The following is a 15193-nucleotide window of genomic DNA, read 5'->3' on the forward strand; positions in this document are numbered from 1 at the left end:
CTCACCCTCTCGGGCTTTCCTCCGGGCTTTTCCCTTCGGTCTTGCGTTTCCGACTCTATCAGACCGTTTCCGGTTCCGATTTCCTCGGTGCTTTCCAGGTTCCCGCTCTCGCGTTTCCCTTTCCGGCGGATCCGACTTTATCAGAAGTTCCGGACCGGACTGACCGGCCACTCATTTCCGATTTCATCGGGAGGGGCTTCTTCGAAATCGTTGTTTCGAGAAGCAGACAGACACTCACCGTCGCCGACCGGATCAGATCCAGTTCCAGGCAACTGTTCGAATCTACCTCCCCGCTCTCGCCGTGTCAACGGCTCCTGTGGGGCGAAGAGGACAGTAGCAGCTCAGCGGCCCCGTACGCACATCAGGCGGCCATGGGGACAGCCGCGCTGCGTTCGGCTGCCTCCAGATCGCCCGTGTGCCCGGCGCGGACGGCACGTCCGCCGAGGACGTAGACGTAGGTGAGGAAGGCGAGTTCGGCGACGACACCGATGGCGATGCGCGCCCAGGTGGGCAGGCCGGAAGGGGTGACGAAGCCTTCGATCGCGCCGGACACGAAGAGGACCAGGGCGAGGCCGATCGCCATGCCGATCGCCGCTCGGCCTTCCTCGGCGAGGGCGGCTCGTCGCGTGCGTGGCCCCGGGTCTATGACGGTCCAGCCGAGGCGCATGCCTGTTCCCGCGGCCACGAACACCGCGGTCAGCTCCAGCAGGCCATGGGGCAGGACGAGGCCCAGGAAGGTGTCGAGGCGGCCGGCCGAGGACATCAGGCCGAAGCCGACGCCGAGGTTGAGCATGTTCTGGAAGAGGATCCAGAGCACCGGGAGCCCCAGGAAGACGCCGAGGATCAGGCACTGCGCGGCGGCCCAAGCGTTGTTCGTCCAGACCTGCGCGGCGAAGGAGGCCGCGGGATGGCTGGAGTAGTAGGACTCGTACTGACCGCCGGGGCGCGTGAGCTCGCGCAGCTCGCTGGGGGCCGCGATCGTGGCCTGTACCTCCGGATGGGTCCCGATCCACCAGCCCAGGACGACCGCCACCGCCGTGGAGAGAAGCGCGGTGGGGACCCACCAGTGGCGCGCTCGGTAGACCGCCGCGGGGAAGCCGTGTGCGAGGAAGTGGGTGACGTCGCGCCAAGAGGCGCGGCGAGGGCCTGTCACGGCACTACGCGCGCGTGCCACGAGCTGACTGAGCCGGCCCGTCAGCTGAGGGTCGGGGGCGCTGGACTGGATCAGTGAGAGGTGGGTGGCCGTACGTTGATAGAGAGCGACGAGTTCGTCGGCCTCGGCACCGGTGAGCCTTCGCTGGCGTCGGATCAGGGCGTCCAGGCGGTCCCACTCCGCTCGGTGAGCGGAGACGAAGACGTCGAGGTCCATCGGTTCGGCTGCTCCTCGGCTGTTCGTCGGCGACTCGTCGTGGTGGTCAGCTTGTCGTACTGCGACGCGATGCGTCCTCAGCTTGGCAGACTGACCCATCTCAGGGCGGGTCAGGGAAGGGCGGCGGGCGTGAGTGAGCTGGTGACGGGCGAGGCGGTGGCGCTGGAACTGCGTCCGGCGCGGCTGCCGAGCAGGGCGCTGGCCGTGCTGCTCGATCTGCTGGTGGGTGTGATCGTCTATGTGCTCGTGACCATCGCGCTGGTGGCTTCCACCGCTTCTCTGGACGAGGCGGCGCAGTTCGCGGTGTCTCTGGCGGCGTTCGTGCTGGTCCTGGTGGGTGGTCCCATCGCGGTGGAGACGCTCAGCCACGGTCGTTCGCTCGGCAAGGTGGCGTGCGGGCTGCGCGTGGTGCGGGACGACGGCGGGCCCATTCGGTTCCGGCACGCCTTGGTGCGGGGCGGGATCGGTGTCATCGAGATCCTGCTGACGTTCGGGGTCATCGCCTGTATCGCGTCTCTTGTGTCCGCGCGAGGGCGGCGGCTCGGGGACGTGTTCGCGGGAACTCTGGTCGTACGGGAACGGGTGCCGGTCTCGCACGCGGGGTTCCTGCCTCCGCCGCCGCCCTGGTTGGCCGGGCGCTTCTCCGCGCTGGACCTGTCGGCCGTCCCGGATGGTCTGTGGCTCGCCATCCGGCAGTACCTCGGGCGTATGCAGCAGCTCGACCCGCAGGTCGGCTGGGCGATGGCCGAGCGGCTCGCCTCTGATCTGTCGGCGCGTACCGGCACGCCGGCGCCGCAGGGTGTGCCGCCGGCGGCGTATCTGGCGGCAGTGATGCAGGAGCGCCAGGCCCGAGAAGCTAGGCGGGCCTTCAGCGGTGGCTCGGCGGGTGCGGGCGGGACGACTACCGCCGTGGAGCCTGGGGTCGGTGCGGTGGGGGTCTACGGAACACGGCCCTCTCAGCCGGTTCCACCCGTCGCGCCGATTCCGGCGGTTGCGCCGGTCACGGCTTCGACCGCTCAGCCCTACGGCCACGGCTCAGCCGCTGTGTCCCAGGTGCCCGCTCCCGACGCCGGCCCGGCGCCCGCACAGTCCCGGGGCACGCCCCCGTCCGAACGTCCTGGCACCGGATTCGCGCCCCCCGCGTAGCCCGTGGAGCGGCCGGGCTACTCCCCCTCCGCTCACGCGAACGCGGACGGCGGTGATTCAAGGTCCTCCAGCTCGATGCCGGGGGCGGAGAGGACCACGTCCCCGGCGATGTGCACGATGTGCCGCTCGCCCGTGTCCAGGCCTGTGACCTGGTATTCGTCCACGGTCAGGGGGCCGTTGTCAGTGGCGTGTGCTTCGCTTTTCACCAGTGCCCAGGACTGGTCCACGGTGCGCGGGGCGAGGACCGGGTCGGTGAAGGCGACGAGTCGTACGCGGGTGGCGGACGCGGAAGGGGTGAGGCGTAGGAGACGGGCGGTGGCGATGAGGAACGCGGGGGATGTGCCGGTGAAGGCGTGGGCGCGGACGTTGCCTTCCGTGGCATGAGTCCCGGTGGGGTCCGTGCGGACCCAGGTGACCCCGTCGAGGGCTGCGCCGCGGACCTGCCAGCTCGCGGCGTGCAGTTCGAGGCGGATGGGTCGGCCGAGTTCGTCGAGGGCGAGGTCGACGGAGCCGGAGTGATCGCCCGCGGGAGTGGTCAGCTGGGCGACGTAGCGCCAGCCGGAAGGTCCGGGGGCGCAGTGGAAGTGCTCTTCTGCGAGGGGGGTGTGATCGTGCGGATCGTGGAGCGAATAACGGCCGCGGGGCATGGGGGTCCTGGGTCTTGACGGGCTGGTCCGGGTGTGACGGCGCGGACTGGTCGGGCCGCAGCGGCCAAAGGGGCAGGCCCCCGGCACGGGGGTGCGGGGGCCTGCCTCGGAGGACCTGCTGGTGATGAGCGCGTCAGCGCACCGGCGCGCTCATCACGGGACGACTACTCAGCGGGATCGGTACTCAGCGGTCGCCGAGCCGACTGCTCAGTAGCGGTAGTGGTCCGGCTTGTACGGGCCGTCGACGTCGACACCGATGTACGAGGCCTGCTCGGGGCGCAGCGTCGTGAGCTTCACGCCGAGCGCGTCGAGGTGGAGCCGGGCGACCTTCTCGTCGAGGTGCTTGGGCAGCGTGTAGACGCCGATCGGGTACTCGGCCTGCTTGGTGAACAGCTCGATCTGGGCCAGCGTCTGGTCCGCGAAGGAGTTGGACATCACGAACGACGGGTGGCCGGTGGCGTTGCCCAGGTTCAGCAGGCGGCCCTCCGACAGCACGATGATCACCTTGCCGTCAGGGAACTTCCAGGTGTGGACCTGCGGCTTGACCTCGTCCTTGACGATGCCGGGGATCTGCGCGAGACCGGCCATGTCGATCTCGTTGTCGAAGTGACCGATGTTCCCGACGATCGCCTGGTGCTTCATCTTGACCATGTCGCCGGCCATGATGATGTCCTTGTTGCCGGTCGTGGTGATGAAGATGTCGGCCTTGTCGACGACCTCGTCCAGGGTCGTGACCTGGTAGCCGTCCATCGCGGCCTGGAGGGCGCAGATCGGGTCGATCTCGGTGACGATGACCCGGGCGCCCTGACCGCGCAGCGACTCCGCACACCCCTTGCCGACATCGCCGTAGCCGCAGACGACCGCGGTCTTGCCGCCGATGAGGACGTCGGTGGCGCGGTTGATGCCGTCGATCAGGGAGTGCCGGCAGCCGTACTTGTTGTCGAACTTCGACTTGGTCACGGCGTCGTTCACGTTGATCGCCGGGAACAGCAGAACGCCGTCGCGCTGCATCTCGTACAGGCGGTGGACGCCGGTCGTGGTCTCCTCGGTCACACCGCGGATCTCCGAGGCGAGCTGGGTCCACTTCTGCGAGCCGTTGGTGATGGTGCGGTTCAGGAGCTCGAGGATGACGCGGTGCTCCTCGTTCTCCGCGGTGTCGACCGAGGGGACCTTGCCGTCCTTCTCGTACTCGACGCCCTTGTGGACGAGGAGAGTGGCGTCACCGCCGTCGTCGAGGATCATGTTCGGGCCGCCGGTGGGGGTGTTCGGCCAGGTCAGCGCCTGCTCCGTGCACCACCAGTACTCCTCCAGGGTCTCGCCCTTCCAGGCGAAGACCGGGACGCCCTGCGGGTTCTCGGGCGTGCCGTTCGGGCCGACGGCGATGGCGGCGGCCGCGTGGTCCTGGGTGGAGAAGATGTTGCAGGAGGCCCAGCGGACCTCGGCGCCCAGGGCGACCAGGGTCTCGATGAGGACGGCGGTCTGCACCGTCATGTGCAGGGAGCCGGTGACGCGGGCGCCGGCGAGCGGCTGCGCCTCCGCGTACTCCTTGCGGATCGCCATCAGGCCGGGCATCTCGTGCTCGGCGAGCGTGATCTCCTTGCGGCCGAACTCGGCCAGGGAGAGGTCGGCGACCTTGAAGTCCTGTCGGTTGTCGACAGTCGTCATGGGGAGCTGCTCCTCCGGGTTGGGGCGAGGTGGATAGGGCTGGTCTGCGCGGCGGCGGACACAGGGGTGCCCGAGAAGAGGACACAGCATGCCCGCGTGCGCGCAGCGCAGTCCGTCGGAGGCCCTCTCTCCCTCGGCCGGTCCGCACTGGGACCGCCCGACCGCCATCAGCAGCGACGTCTGGCTCCGTCCCAAGCTACACCGGTACGCCCGGGCACCCCCAGTCCACCGTCGAACCCGTCGAGCGGAGCACGAGGCGGTCACGAGAGGAGGACGTTGTGAGCATGACATCGATAACAGGACACCCACGATCACGGCCCCAGGAGCCAACAGGTCATGACAATCCGGGACTTCCGAACCTTTGAGCGCGGCAATACGTGCTGCAGGATGCAGGGGATCGGCGCCATGAATCGGCACCATCTGATCGGTCTTGCGGAGCGTCCGGGACGGCGTTCCGCGCGAACAACGGCGTTAGGAGATCGACGTGACCAGTCCGGCCGGCCCTCCCCCCACGGGCGACGGCAGTGGCGAGCAGCGGCGGTTGAAGCTGCTCGCGGTGACCGCCTGCCCCACCGGCATCGCGCACACGTACATGGCGGCGGAGAAACTCGCGCAGGCGGCCGAGAGCCGCGGCATCGACATGAAGGTGGAGACACAGGGTTCCATCGGGGCCGAAAACATACTCGATGACAACGATGTCAGCACCGCTGACGGCATCATCATCGCCGCCGACAAGGATGTGGACCTGAGCCGTTTCGTGGGCAAGCGGGTCCTGACTGTCGGGGTGGCGGAGGGGATCCACCATCCCGAGCAGCTGATCGAGCGGGTGCGGTCGGCGCCCGTGCACGCGTCCGGCGGGGCCCCGAGGCCGTCGGCCGGCACCGGCAAGGAACGCGGCGTCACCTACAAGGCGCTGATGAACGGTGTCAGTTACATGATCCCGTTCGTGGTGGTCGGCGGGTTGCTGATCGCGATCTCGCTCTCGCTCGGCGGGCACACGGACCCCTCCGGCGGTCTGGTCATCCCGAAGGACTCCTTCTGGATGGACGTGAACAACATCGGTGTCATCGGCTTCACGCTGATGGTGCCGATCCTGTCCGGATACATCGCGTACGCCATCGGAGACCGTCCCGCTCTCGTGCCCGGCATGATCGGTGGCTGGATAGCCAATACCGGCGCGCTGTACGACTCCGAGGCGGGCGCGGGCTTCATCGGCGCCATCGTGACCGGGTTCCTCGCCGGGTATCTGGTGTTGTGGATCAAGAAGGTCAAGGTCCCGAGGTTCGTACAGCCGATCATGCCGATCATCGTGATCCCGATCGTGGCGACCACGGCGCTGGGACTGTTCTTCATCTACGTCATCGGCAAGCCCATCTCCTGGGTGTTCGAGCACCTGACCGACTGGCTGAGCGGGATGACCGGCACCAGCGCGATCCTGCTCGGCGCGATCCTCGGACTGATGATCGCGTTCGACATGGGCGGGCCGGTCAACAAGACGGCGTTCCTGTTCGGGGCCGGCCTCATCGCGACCGGCAACCAGACGGTCATGGGCATGTGCGCGGCCGCGATCCCGGTCATGCCACTGGGTCAGGGCCTCGCCACGCTGGTGCGGAAGCGGCTGTACACCGAGCAGGAACGCGAGACCGGGCTCGCCTCGCTCTTCATGGGCTGCTTCGGCATCTCCGAGGGCGCGATCCCGTTCGCGGCGGCGCGCCCCGCGCAGGTCATCCCCGCCAACATGCTGGGCGGCGCGGTGGCCGGTGCGATCGCCGGTGTCGCCGGGGTCGAGGACGCGGTCCCGCACGGCGGACCGATCGTGGCGGTGCTGGGCGCGGTGAGCGGCGTGCCTATGTTCTTCGTGGCCGTGGTGATCGGTTCGGTGGTCACCGCGCTGACGACGGTCGCCCTCGTCGACCTCGCCGAGCGCAAGCGACGCGGGGAGGCGGTCACCGGCCTGCCGTCGACCGGACCTGAGGCGGTGCCGGCCGGGGCGGGCGCGGGTGTGGTGCCGGCCGGGGCGGGCGCGGGCCCGGTGCCGACCGGAGCAGGCACGGACGTGGCGCCGACCGGGGCGGGCGTGGTACCGACCGGAGCAGGCACGGGCCCGGTGCCGACCGGAGCAGGCACGGGCGCGATGCCGACCGGAGCAGGCACGGGCCCGGTGTCGGGTACCGGTGCCCCCGTCGCGCAGCAGGGCGTACGAGAGCCTGCGGCAGCCCCCGTCGAAGGCGTGGCGGCCCGCGGCGAGGACGGCCCGGCCGAGGTCCTCTCCGGTTATCTGACCGAGGAGACCGTGAAGGTCGGGCTCGACGCGCGGGACAAGGAGGCCGCCGTCCGGGAGATGGCCGGGCTGCTGGCGCGCAGCGGCAAGGTCGCGGATGTGGACGAGTTGGTGGCGACCGCGCTGCGGCGTGAGGAGCAGGGGACGACCGGGCTCGGTGAGGAGATCGCGATCCCGCACGCCAAGACGGACGCGGTGACCGCGCCGGTCGTGGGGTTCGCGCGGTCCGCCGAGGGCATCGAGTGGGGCTCGCTGGACGGTACCCGGGCCAGGCTGGTGTTCATGATCGCCGTACCGGAGGCGGCCGCGGGTGACGAGCACCTGCGGATCCTGGCGCTGCTGTCGCGGAAGTTGATGGACGCCGGGTTCCGGGAGCGGCTGACGGCGGCCTCGGACGAGCGGGGGGTCCTGGAGGTGCTGGGCGAGATCCGGTAGGCCGACGGGATCGAGCGGGGCCGTGTTCTTCGGGGCGCGGCCCGCAGGATCCGATACCCGCAGGGTCCGAGGCCCGCAGGGTCCGACGCGCGCGCAGTCCGTTCACGGGCGGCCGTTACTCTCTCCGCCGCGGGTGGTCCGCGTGGCGAGGGAGTGGTGATGGGCAAGGCTCGGGGGCTGGGGATCGCGGCCGTCGTGGTGGGACTGGTGGGTCTGCTGTCGGTGCTGGGCGGGGTCGGTTACGGGCGGTACGCCTTCGGCGGGACGGTCGTGTCGAGCGAGAGCATGACGCCGACGTACGGGCCGGGCGACCGGATCGTGTACGAGCGGATCGACGCGGGCGAGGTGCGGCGCGGGGACGTGGTGGTGTTCTCGGAGCCCGAGCGGTACGGCTCCGGGGCGCTGGTGATGGAACGGGTCGTCGGCGTCGGCGGCGACCACGTCGTGTGCTGCACGGGGCAGGGAGCGGACACCCGCCTCTCCGTGAACGAAAAGCCGCTGCGGGAGCCGTACGTGCAGGACGGGGACGCCCATGGCGGTTACCCGGACTCCTACGACGTGCGGGTCCCCGAGGGACGGCTGTTCCTGCTGGGCGACCACCGTGCCAACGCCCGTGACTCGCGGGCCTTCCCCGAGGACCACGGCGGCACGCTTCCGGCGTCCGCGGTCCGGGGCCGGGTGCTCGACGACTACACGGTGCCGACGGCGCTCGGGGCGGCGATGATGATCGGCGTGGTGCTGGTGCTGGTCGCCGCGGGGCTGGGGATCGCCGCCGTGGTCGTACGGCGGAAGGCGCGGGCCGCGGTGCCGCCTCCGCCGCCCTGGGCCTTGCAGGGCTGAACGACGCCGCAGAGCTCCGGGAGGGGACGGGGACGCGGACCCGTACGACGAAGGGGCCCGCCGGGATTCCGGCGGGCCCCTTTCGTAGCTGACGGTGGGGTGCGGATCAGTGTCCGGCGGCGTCGTGCTGCGCCGGTCCCCCGGGCGTGGCCTCGCGGTCCGGGCCCTTGGCGGCCTCGGTCCGGCTGTAGATGTCGGGCTCGAGGTAGATGACGCGGGCGATCGGGACGGCCTCGCGGATGCGTGCCTCGGCGGCGTTGATGGCGTTCGCGACCTCGCTCGCGGTGTCGTCGTGCTCGACGGCGATCTTGGCGGCGACCAGCAGTTCCTCGGGGCCGAGGTGGAGCGTGCGCATGTGGATGACGCCGGTGACGGTGTCGCCGTCGACGATCGCGGCCTCGATCTTCTGGACCGCCTCCAGGCCCGCGGCCTCGCCCAGCAGCAGGGACTTGGTCTCGGCGGCCAGGACGATCGCGATGACGATGAGCAGGACGCCGATGCAGAGGGTGCCGATGCCGTCCCAGACGCCGTCACCGGTGGCGAGAGCGATGCCGACGCCGCCGAGGGCGAGGACCAGACCGACCAGCGCGCCGAAGTCCTCCAGGAGCACGACGGGCAGCTCGGGCGCCTTGGCGTGGCGGATGAAGTCCTTCCAGGACTGCTTGCCGCGCAGGCCGTTGGACTCCTTGATGGCCGTCCGGAAGGAGAAGCTCTCGGCGATGATCGCGAACAAGAGGACGCCCACCGGCCAGTACCAGTGCTCGATCGCGTGCGGGTGCTTGATCTTCTCGTAGCCCTCGTAGATCGCGAACATGCCGCCGACCGAGAAGAGCACGATGGAGACGAGGAAGGCGTAGATGTAGCGCTCGCGGCCGTACCCGAACGGGTGTTGCGGGGTGGCCTCCCGCTGGGCCTTCTTGCCGCCGATCAGGAGCAGGCCCTGGTTGCCGGAGTCGGCGAGCGAGTGGACGGACTCGGCGAGCATTGACGACGAGCCGCTGAAGAGGAACGCCACGAACTTGGATGCCGCGATCGCGAGATTGGCGGCCAGTGCCGCCACGATCGCCTTGGTTCCGCCTGACGCGCTCATGAGTTCGCGTTGTCCCTTCCCTACGCTGTCCCGGTGCCCGTCGTGGGCTTTGCCCGGCCTTTGCCGGGGGGCCATTGTTGCAGCCCTTGCCGCCTCCGCCGCGTCAGCTGTCCACAGCTCCGGTCATACGATCACGCCGGCGCGGAAGACCGTACCGGTACCCGTCACTTCGGCCTTTTCACCTGCGGGAACGAAGACCGACTGACCGGGGCCGAGTCGGTGCTCGCCGGCCCGGACGGAACCGGCCGTGCAGAGCAGGATCTGCGGGGTCGGGCGGGTCAGGTCGTGGGCGGCGCCGCCCTCGGGCAGGACGTACCGCGACAGCCGGAACTCGTCGATGGGGGTCTCGTAGACCTCCTCGCCGTCCGGGGACGCCTCGGGGCGCAGCACACCCGGGTCGGCGGCCTCGAAGCGGACGACGCGCAGGAGTTCGGGCACGTCGACGTGCTTGGGGGTCAGACCGCAGCGCAGGACGTTGTCGGAGTTGGCCATGATCTCGACGCCGAGGCCGCTGAGGTAGGCGTGCGGGATGCCGGCGCCGAGGAACAGGGCCTCGCCGGGCTGGAGTCGGACGTGGTTGAGGAGCATCGCGGCGATGACGCCGGGGTCGCCCGGGTAGTGGTGGGCGATGTCGGCGTACGGGGCGTACGCGTCGCCGAGGCGGGCACAGGCGGCCGCGGCCTCGCCGACCGTACGGGCCATCTCCTCGCGGTCCGCGCCGAGTACGGCCGTCAGGACCTCACGCAGCGCCGCGTCCTCGGGGTGGGCGTGCAGCAGATCGACGTACGGCTTGAGGGAGTCGACGCCGAGGCCGGCGAGCAGGTCGGCGGCCTGGTCCGGGGCGCGGAAGCCGCACAGGCCGTCGAACTCGGTGAGCGCGCAGATGAGTTCGGGCTTGTGGTTGGCGTCCTTGTAGTTGCGGTGCCCGGCGTCGATCGGGATCCCGCGGCGCTCCTCGTCCGCGTACCCCTCCTTCGCCTGGGCGAGGTCGGGGTGGACCTGGAGGGAGAGGGGAGCCCCGGCGGCGAGGACCTTGAGGAGGAAGGGCAGGCGGGGGCCGAACCTGGCGACGGTCCGCGCGCCCAACTCCCCTTCCGGATCGGCCTCGATGACCTCGACGAGCGTCCCGCGCTTGGTGCGCGAGGGGGCGCCGGGATGGGCGCCCATCCACATCTCCGCCTGCGGCTCACCACTCGGGGCGACGCCGAGCAGCTCGGGGATGGCCGTGGTGGAACCCCAGGCATAGGGGCGGATCGTGTTGTCGAGGCGGTCCATGGGGTTCTTTCTGTACGGCGGTCAGAGCGTCCCGAGCATGATCAGGCACCGGAGGCGAGCGCCAGGTAAACCGCGGCGAAATCCGTGACGGCGATCAGTTCCGCGAGGGTCTCCAGTTCGCCGCCCTCCTCCGGTTCCAGCTCGCTGATGGGGGTGTCGTGGCTCAGGGCCAGGTCACGGGCGGCGGGGGCGGCGCTGAGGCCGCCGAGGGGGCGGTCGCGCAGCAGCACCACGCGCGCGTGCAGCGCGGGTGTCTCCTCCACGCGGTCACGGAAGAAGTCGTCCGGGTCGGCGCTGGCGGCCAGCGGTCCGGCGAGCAGGGCGCTGTGTGCGGCGAGTGCCTCGGGCAGCTCGGCGACGAGGGCGGGGCGGCCGGCGAGCTCGGCGAGGGCGGCGGCGAAACGGCGGCCCGCGGGGCCCGCCGAGACGCCCTCCGTCCAGATCACCGGGAGCGCGTCGGCGAGTTCGGCGGCCAGGGTCTTCGCGGGGTTGCTGTACGTGGCGATGGCCGGCCCGCAGCGTTCGGCGATGTGGTCCAGGCGGTCGGCGACCTTGTCCAGGGCGTCCGGCGGCGCGGCCAGCAGACCGGTGCGGTCGAGGATCGCGAGCAGCGGGGTGAGCAGCGCCCACAGCACGCCGGGGGCGGACGCGGCGAGGGCTTCCCGCTGCTCGTACGGGGCCGTCGCCAGCGGTACGAAGAGGCCGTGGGCGCCTTGGACGGCCTCGCTGAGCGGGGTCCCGGCGGGGGCCACGGCGACGACCGCGCAGCCGCGCCGGTAGGCCTGGTCGGCGAGCAGGGACAGACCGGGTTCGGTGCCGTCGGGGGTGGCGATCAGGAGCAGGTCGACCGAGCCGGTCCAGCCCGGGAGCTCCCAGCGCAGGGCCCCGGCCGCGGGGGCGACACCGGTGGGGGCGAGGCGGGTCACGGGGCTGCCGGCGCCGGCGAGGGTGCCGAGGAGGGCGGCGACGTGGGTGGCGGCGGCGCCGGGGCCCGCGATGAGGACCGCGCGCGGGCGGCCGTCGGGCTTGAGGTCGTTGACGCCGGCCTCGGCGGCGTGCCGGAGCGCGGTGCGGACGCGGGCGCCTGCCTCGGCGGCGCCGCGGAGCAGGCCTCGGCGGTCGGCCTCCGTGAGCGCCTCGGGGGTGTCGAGCAGCGATTCGTCGAGCATGGGCGGAAGCCTCCTGGGTTCGACGGGGTCGTCGGTACGCGGGTCGCGCGGTCGCCGGGCGCGGTGGTGCCGGGTCGGCGGTGCCGTGGCGTCGGGGTCGTGCGTAGCCGGGTCGCCGGTGCCGCTTACGCGGGGCGGCGGGCCTCGTCGACGAGGAGGACGGGGATGCCGTCGCGGACGGGGTAGGCCAGGCCGCAGTCCGTGCTGGTGCAGATCAGCTCGGTGTCCTGCTCCTTGAGGGGGGCGTGACAGGCCGGGCAGGCGAGGATCTCCAGGAGGCCGGCTTCGAGCGGCATGGGGTGTCCCTTCGGGGGTGGTGCGGATGCCTTGTGCGTGCGGGTGCGGATGTGCCTGGTCAGGGTACCGCCGGTGAGGGGGTGGGCGCGGGGGGTTGGGGGGCGTGGGGGGTCGGTCGGGGCGCGGTGGGGCAGAACGGGGCGCGGTGGGGCGTGCGGGCGCGGTGGGGCGAGGCGCACGCCGGTCGCGTCGCGTCAGGCCCTGATGATCCCCAGCACCTCGTCCCGCACCTTCGCCATCGTCGCCTCGTCCCGTGCCTCCGCGTTCAGGCGCAGCAGGGGTTCCGTGTTGGACGGGCGGACGTTGAACCACCAGTCGGTGGCGGAGACGGTCAGGCCGTCCAGTTCGTCGAGGGTGATGTCCTGCCGGCCCTCGTACGCGGAGCGGATCGCCGCCAGGCGGCCCCTCTGGTCCGCGACCGTGGAGTTGATCTCGCCGGAGCCGGTGTAGCGGTCGTACTCGGCGACGAGGGCGGACAGAGGCCCCTCCTGGCCACCGAGGGCGGCGAGGACGTGGAGGGCGGCGAGCATGCCGGTGTCGGCGTTCCAGAAGTTCTTGAAGTAGTAGTGCGCGGAGTGCTCGCCGCCGAAGATCGCGCCGGTCCTGGCCATCTCGGCCTTGATGAAGGAGTGGCCCACGCGCGTGCGCACGGGTGTGCCGCCCTTCTCGCGGACGACCTCCGGCACGGACCAGGAGGTGATCAGGTTGTGGATGATCACGCCTTCGCCGCCGTGTCGGGCGAGCTCCCGCGCGGCGACGAGCGCGGTGATCGCGGACGGGGAGACCGGCTCGCCCTGCGCGTCGACGACGAAGCAGCGGTCGGCGTCGCCGTCGAAGGCGATGCCGAGGTCGGCGCCCTCCTCGCGGACGCGCTTCTGGAGGTCCACGAGGTTGGCGGGGTCGAGGGGGTTGGCCTCGTGGTTCGGGAAGGTGCCGTCCAGTTCGAAGTACATCGGCACGACGTCCAGGGGCAGGCCCGCGAGGACCGTGGGGACGGTGTGGCCGCCCATGCCGTTGCCCGCGTCGACGACGACCTTCAGGGGGCGGATGGCGGTGAGGTCGACCAGGGAGCGCAGGTGGGCCGCGTAGTCGTCCAGGGTGTCCCGGCGGGTGATCGTGCCCCGCGTCGCCGCCGGGGCCGGGGCGCCCGACTCGCTCCAGCCCTCCACCAGCTCGCGGATCTGGGCGAGGCCGGTGTCCTGGCCGACCGGGGCGGCGCCCGCGCGGCACATCTTGATGCCGTTGTACTGGGCCGGGTTGTGCGAGGCCGTGAACATCGCGCCGGGCAGGTCCAGAGCGCCCGAGGCGTAGTACAGCTGGTCGGTGGAGCACAGGCCGATCTCGGTGACGTCGACGCCCTGGGCGGCCGCCCCGCGCGCGAAGGCCCGCGACAGCCCCGGGGAGGAGGGCCGCATGTCGTGGCCGACCACGATCGCGCTCGCGCCGGTCACCTGGACGAAGGCGACCCCGAAGAGCTCAGCCAGCGTCTCGTCCCACTGGTCGGGTACGACACCGCGCACGTCGTACGCCTTCACGAGCTGTGACAGATCAGCGGCCACGGCCTAACCCTTCTCAACGTCCTGTCGGTCGCCCCAAACTACCCGCCCCCACCGACAGTCCGTGCCGGGCGCCCGTCCCCCGGCACCGGGCGGGGCGGCAGGTCAAGGCAGCACCTCGGCATGCACAAGAACACAGGAAGTCGGAGGAACCCCCGGCGAACCCGCTCAGTCGATCCGGCTCAGTCGATCCGGCTCAGTCGATCCGGCTCGGTCGATCCCGCTGGGTCGATCCCGCTCGGTCGATCCGGCTCAGTTGTCCGGTGAGCGCAGCACCCGCAGATGGCCGCGGCGCGCGACCTCCATCGGGTCCGCCGAGCGGCGCCCGCCGGCCTGGGCGGCGCGCTCCTGCGGGCGGGCCGCCTCGCGGACCGCGTTGGCCAGCGCTTCGAGGTCGTCGCCGCTGGGACGGGCGGGGGCCGAGCTGTCGAGCAGCCGGACGACCTCCCAGCCGCGCGGGGCGGTGAGGCGCTCGGAGTGCTCGGCGCACAGGTCGTAGCAGTGGGGTTCGGCGTAGGTGGCGAGCGGGCCGAGGACCGCGGTCGAGTCGGCGTAGACGTACGTCAGCGTCGCGACGGCGGGGCGGCCGCAAGCGGTGCGCGAACAGCGACGTACAGGGCTCACGACGTTGGACGGTACCGCACTCTTGAGCGGGCCGCGACGACTCTCCCTCAGGTCACTCCACTGTGTCGTGGCGTGAAACGTCCCACTCGCCCCCTTGGGCACACTCTTCTGACCTGCGTGGACACCGCGTTCCACGGTGTCGGGCGGCCTCCGGCCCGATCACCAGTCGGTACAAACAAGGTCAATTGGCTGGAGATCGACGGTCTCGGAGAGATATGGAATCGAGCTCAACCTTGGCTGGAATGGTCATCCTGCGACATGCCGTGCGCGGTGGCCGAAGACCGCCCGCACACCGCGTGGACCCCGGGCACCCGGCCCCGCCGGGGACTACGCTTCACCAGTGATGGACAACCCCGTACCGCCCCGTGCCGCCGGCCCCGGGCCCCGCCGACGTGATCGCCACGGCCGGGGCATGCGCGGCCCGATCGCGCCGCCCCAGGTCCCGCTCGCGGCGAGCCGTGCCGAGGCGTTCGCGGACCTGGTGCAGGACTCCGTGGAACGCCTGGAACGACGCTGGCCGCAGCTCGCCGACATCGATTTCCTGGTCCTGGAGGTCCCGCACCTGGGCAACCCCGACGGCCGGACCTGGAACGACGAGGCGGTCCCCCTGGGCGGCGCCGTCGCCGCGCGCGAGGGACGCCCCGCGCGCGTGGTGGTCTACCGCCGCCCCGTGGAGATCCGCACCAAGGGCCGCGAGGAACGCGCGGCCCTGGTGCACGAGGTGGTCGTCGAGCAGGTCGCCGAGTTGCTGGGGCTGACCCCGGAGACGGTCGACCCGCGCTACGGCGAGGACTGAGCG

The 15193-nt window shown here is 71.2% G+C and carries 13 protein-coding genes; 4 read left to right on the forward strand and 9 right to left on the reverse strand.

Features of this window, described 5'->3' with window-relative positions; all coding sequences use genetic code 11:
• Nucleotides 1-361: 361 nt before the first annotated feature.
• Nucleotides 362-1369 (reverse strand): stage II sporulation protein M, encoded by a 1008-nt coding sequence (locus ACZ56U_RS16350; RefSeq protein WP_469084681.1) that lies wholly within the window; start codon nt 1367-1369, stop codon nt 362-364.
• Between the two features lie 129 nt (nt 1370-1498).
• Here ACZ56U_RS16350 and ACZ56U_RS16355 point away from each other — a divergent pair, with 129 nt between their 5' ends.
• On the forward strand, nt 1499-2515 hold the full coding sequence (locus ACZ56U_RS16355; protein ID WP_469084682.1) for an RDD family protein: 1017 nt from the start codon (nt 1499-1501) through the stop codon (nt 2513-2515).
• A gap of 32 nt (nt 2516-2547) precedes the next feature.
• Here ACZ56U_RS16355 and ACZ56U_RS16360 read toward each other — a convergent pair whose 3' ends face one another.
• Nucleotides 2548-3162 carry a hypothetical protein gene (locus ACZ56U_RS16360; protein WP_469084683.1) on the reverse strand — a complete coding sequence of 205 codons (615 nt, stop codon included), beginning with the start codon at nt 3160-3162 and terminating at the stop codon, nt 2548-2550.
• Nucleotides 3163-3369: 207 nt separating this feature from the next.
• Nucleotides 3370-4827: an adenosylhomocysteinase gene (gene ahcY, locus ACZ56U_RS16365; RefSeq protein ID WP_469084684.1), complete on the reverse strand. Its 1458-nt coding sequence runs from the start codon at nt 4825-4827 to the stop codon at nt 3370-3372.
• Between the two features lie 484 nt (nt 4828-5311).
• Between ahcY and ACZ56U_RS16370 the strand changes: the two genes are divergently transcribed.
• The gene (locus tag ACZ56U_RS16370; protein WP_469084685.1) at nt 5312-7543 is read left to right on the forward strand and encodes a fructose-specific PTS transporter subunit EIIC; all 2232 of its coding nucleotides are present in this window, start codon (nt 5312-5314) and stop codon (nt 7541-7543) included.
• A 159-nt stretch (nt 7544-7702) separates the two neighbouring features.
• Nucleotides 7703-8383 (forward strand): signal peptidase I, encoded by a 681-nt coding sequence (gene lepB, locus ACZ56U_RS16375; protein WP_469084686.1) that lies wholly within the window; start codon nt 7703-7705, stop codon nt 8381-8383.
• A gap of 106 nt (nt 8384-8489) precedes the next feature.
• Here the strand turns inward: lepB and ACZ56U_RS16380 are convergent, their stop codons facing one another.
• From ACZ56U_RS16380 to ACZ56U_RS16405, 6 genes are all read right to left on the reverse strand, one after another.
• Nucleotides 8490-9473 carry a cation diffusion facilitator family transporter gene (locus ACZ56U_RS16380; protein WP_469084687.1) on the reverse strand — a complete coding sequence of 328 codons (984 nt, stop codon included), beginning with the start codon at nt 9471-9473 and terminating at the stop codon, nt 8490-8492.
• A gap of 123 nt (nt 9474-9596) precedes the next feature.
• Nucleotides 9597-10748: a mannose-6-phosphate isomerase, class I gene (manA, locus tag ACZ56U_RS16385; protein ID WP_469084688.1), complete on the reverse strand. Its 1152-nt coding sequence runs from the start codon at nt 10746-10748 to the stop codon at nt 9597-9599.
• 41 nt (nt 10749-10789) lie between these two features.
• Entirely contained in the window at nt 10790-11917 is a 1128-nt protein-coding gene (locus ACZ56U_RS16390) for an SIS domain-containing protein (RefSeq protein WP_469084689.1), read from the reverse strand.
• A gap of 125 nt (nt 11918-12042) precedes the next feature.
• Complete coding sequence (locus tag ACZ56U_RS16395; protein WP_391231577.1) at nt 12043-12213, reverse strand: Trm112 family protein; 171 nt, start codon at nt 12211-12213, stop codon at nt 12043-12045.
• A gap of 195 nt (nt 12214-12408) precedes the next feature.
• A complete protein-coding gene (locus ACZ56U_RS16400) occupies nt 12409-13773 on the reverse strand; it encodes a phosphomannomutase/phosphoglucomutase (protein WP_469084690.1) in 1365 nt (454 codons plus the stop codon).
• 249 nt (nt 13774-14022) lie between these two features.
• Nucleotides 14023-14445 carry a DUF3499 domain-containing protein gene (locus ACZ56U_RS16405; protein WP_391232324.1) on the reverse strand — a complete coding sequence of 141 codons (423 nt, stop codon included), beginning with the start codon at nt 14443-14445 and terminating at the stop codon, nt 14023-14025.
• 292 nt (nt 14446-14737) lie between these two features.
• Between ACZ56U_RS16405 and ACZ56U_RS16410 the strand changes: the two genes are divergently transcribed.
• A complete protein-coding gene (locus tag ACZ56U_RS16410) occupies nt 14738-15190 on the forward strand; it encodes a metallopeptidase family protein (protein ID WP_469084691.1) in 453 nt (150 codons plus the stop codon).
• Nucleotides 15191-15193 lie beyond the last annotated feature (3 nt).

Source organism: Streptomyces sp. NPDC034103, assembly GCF_055575395.1.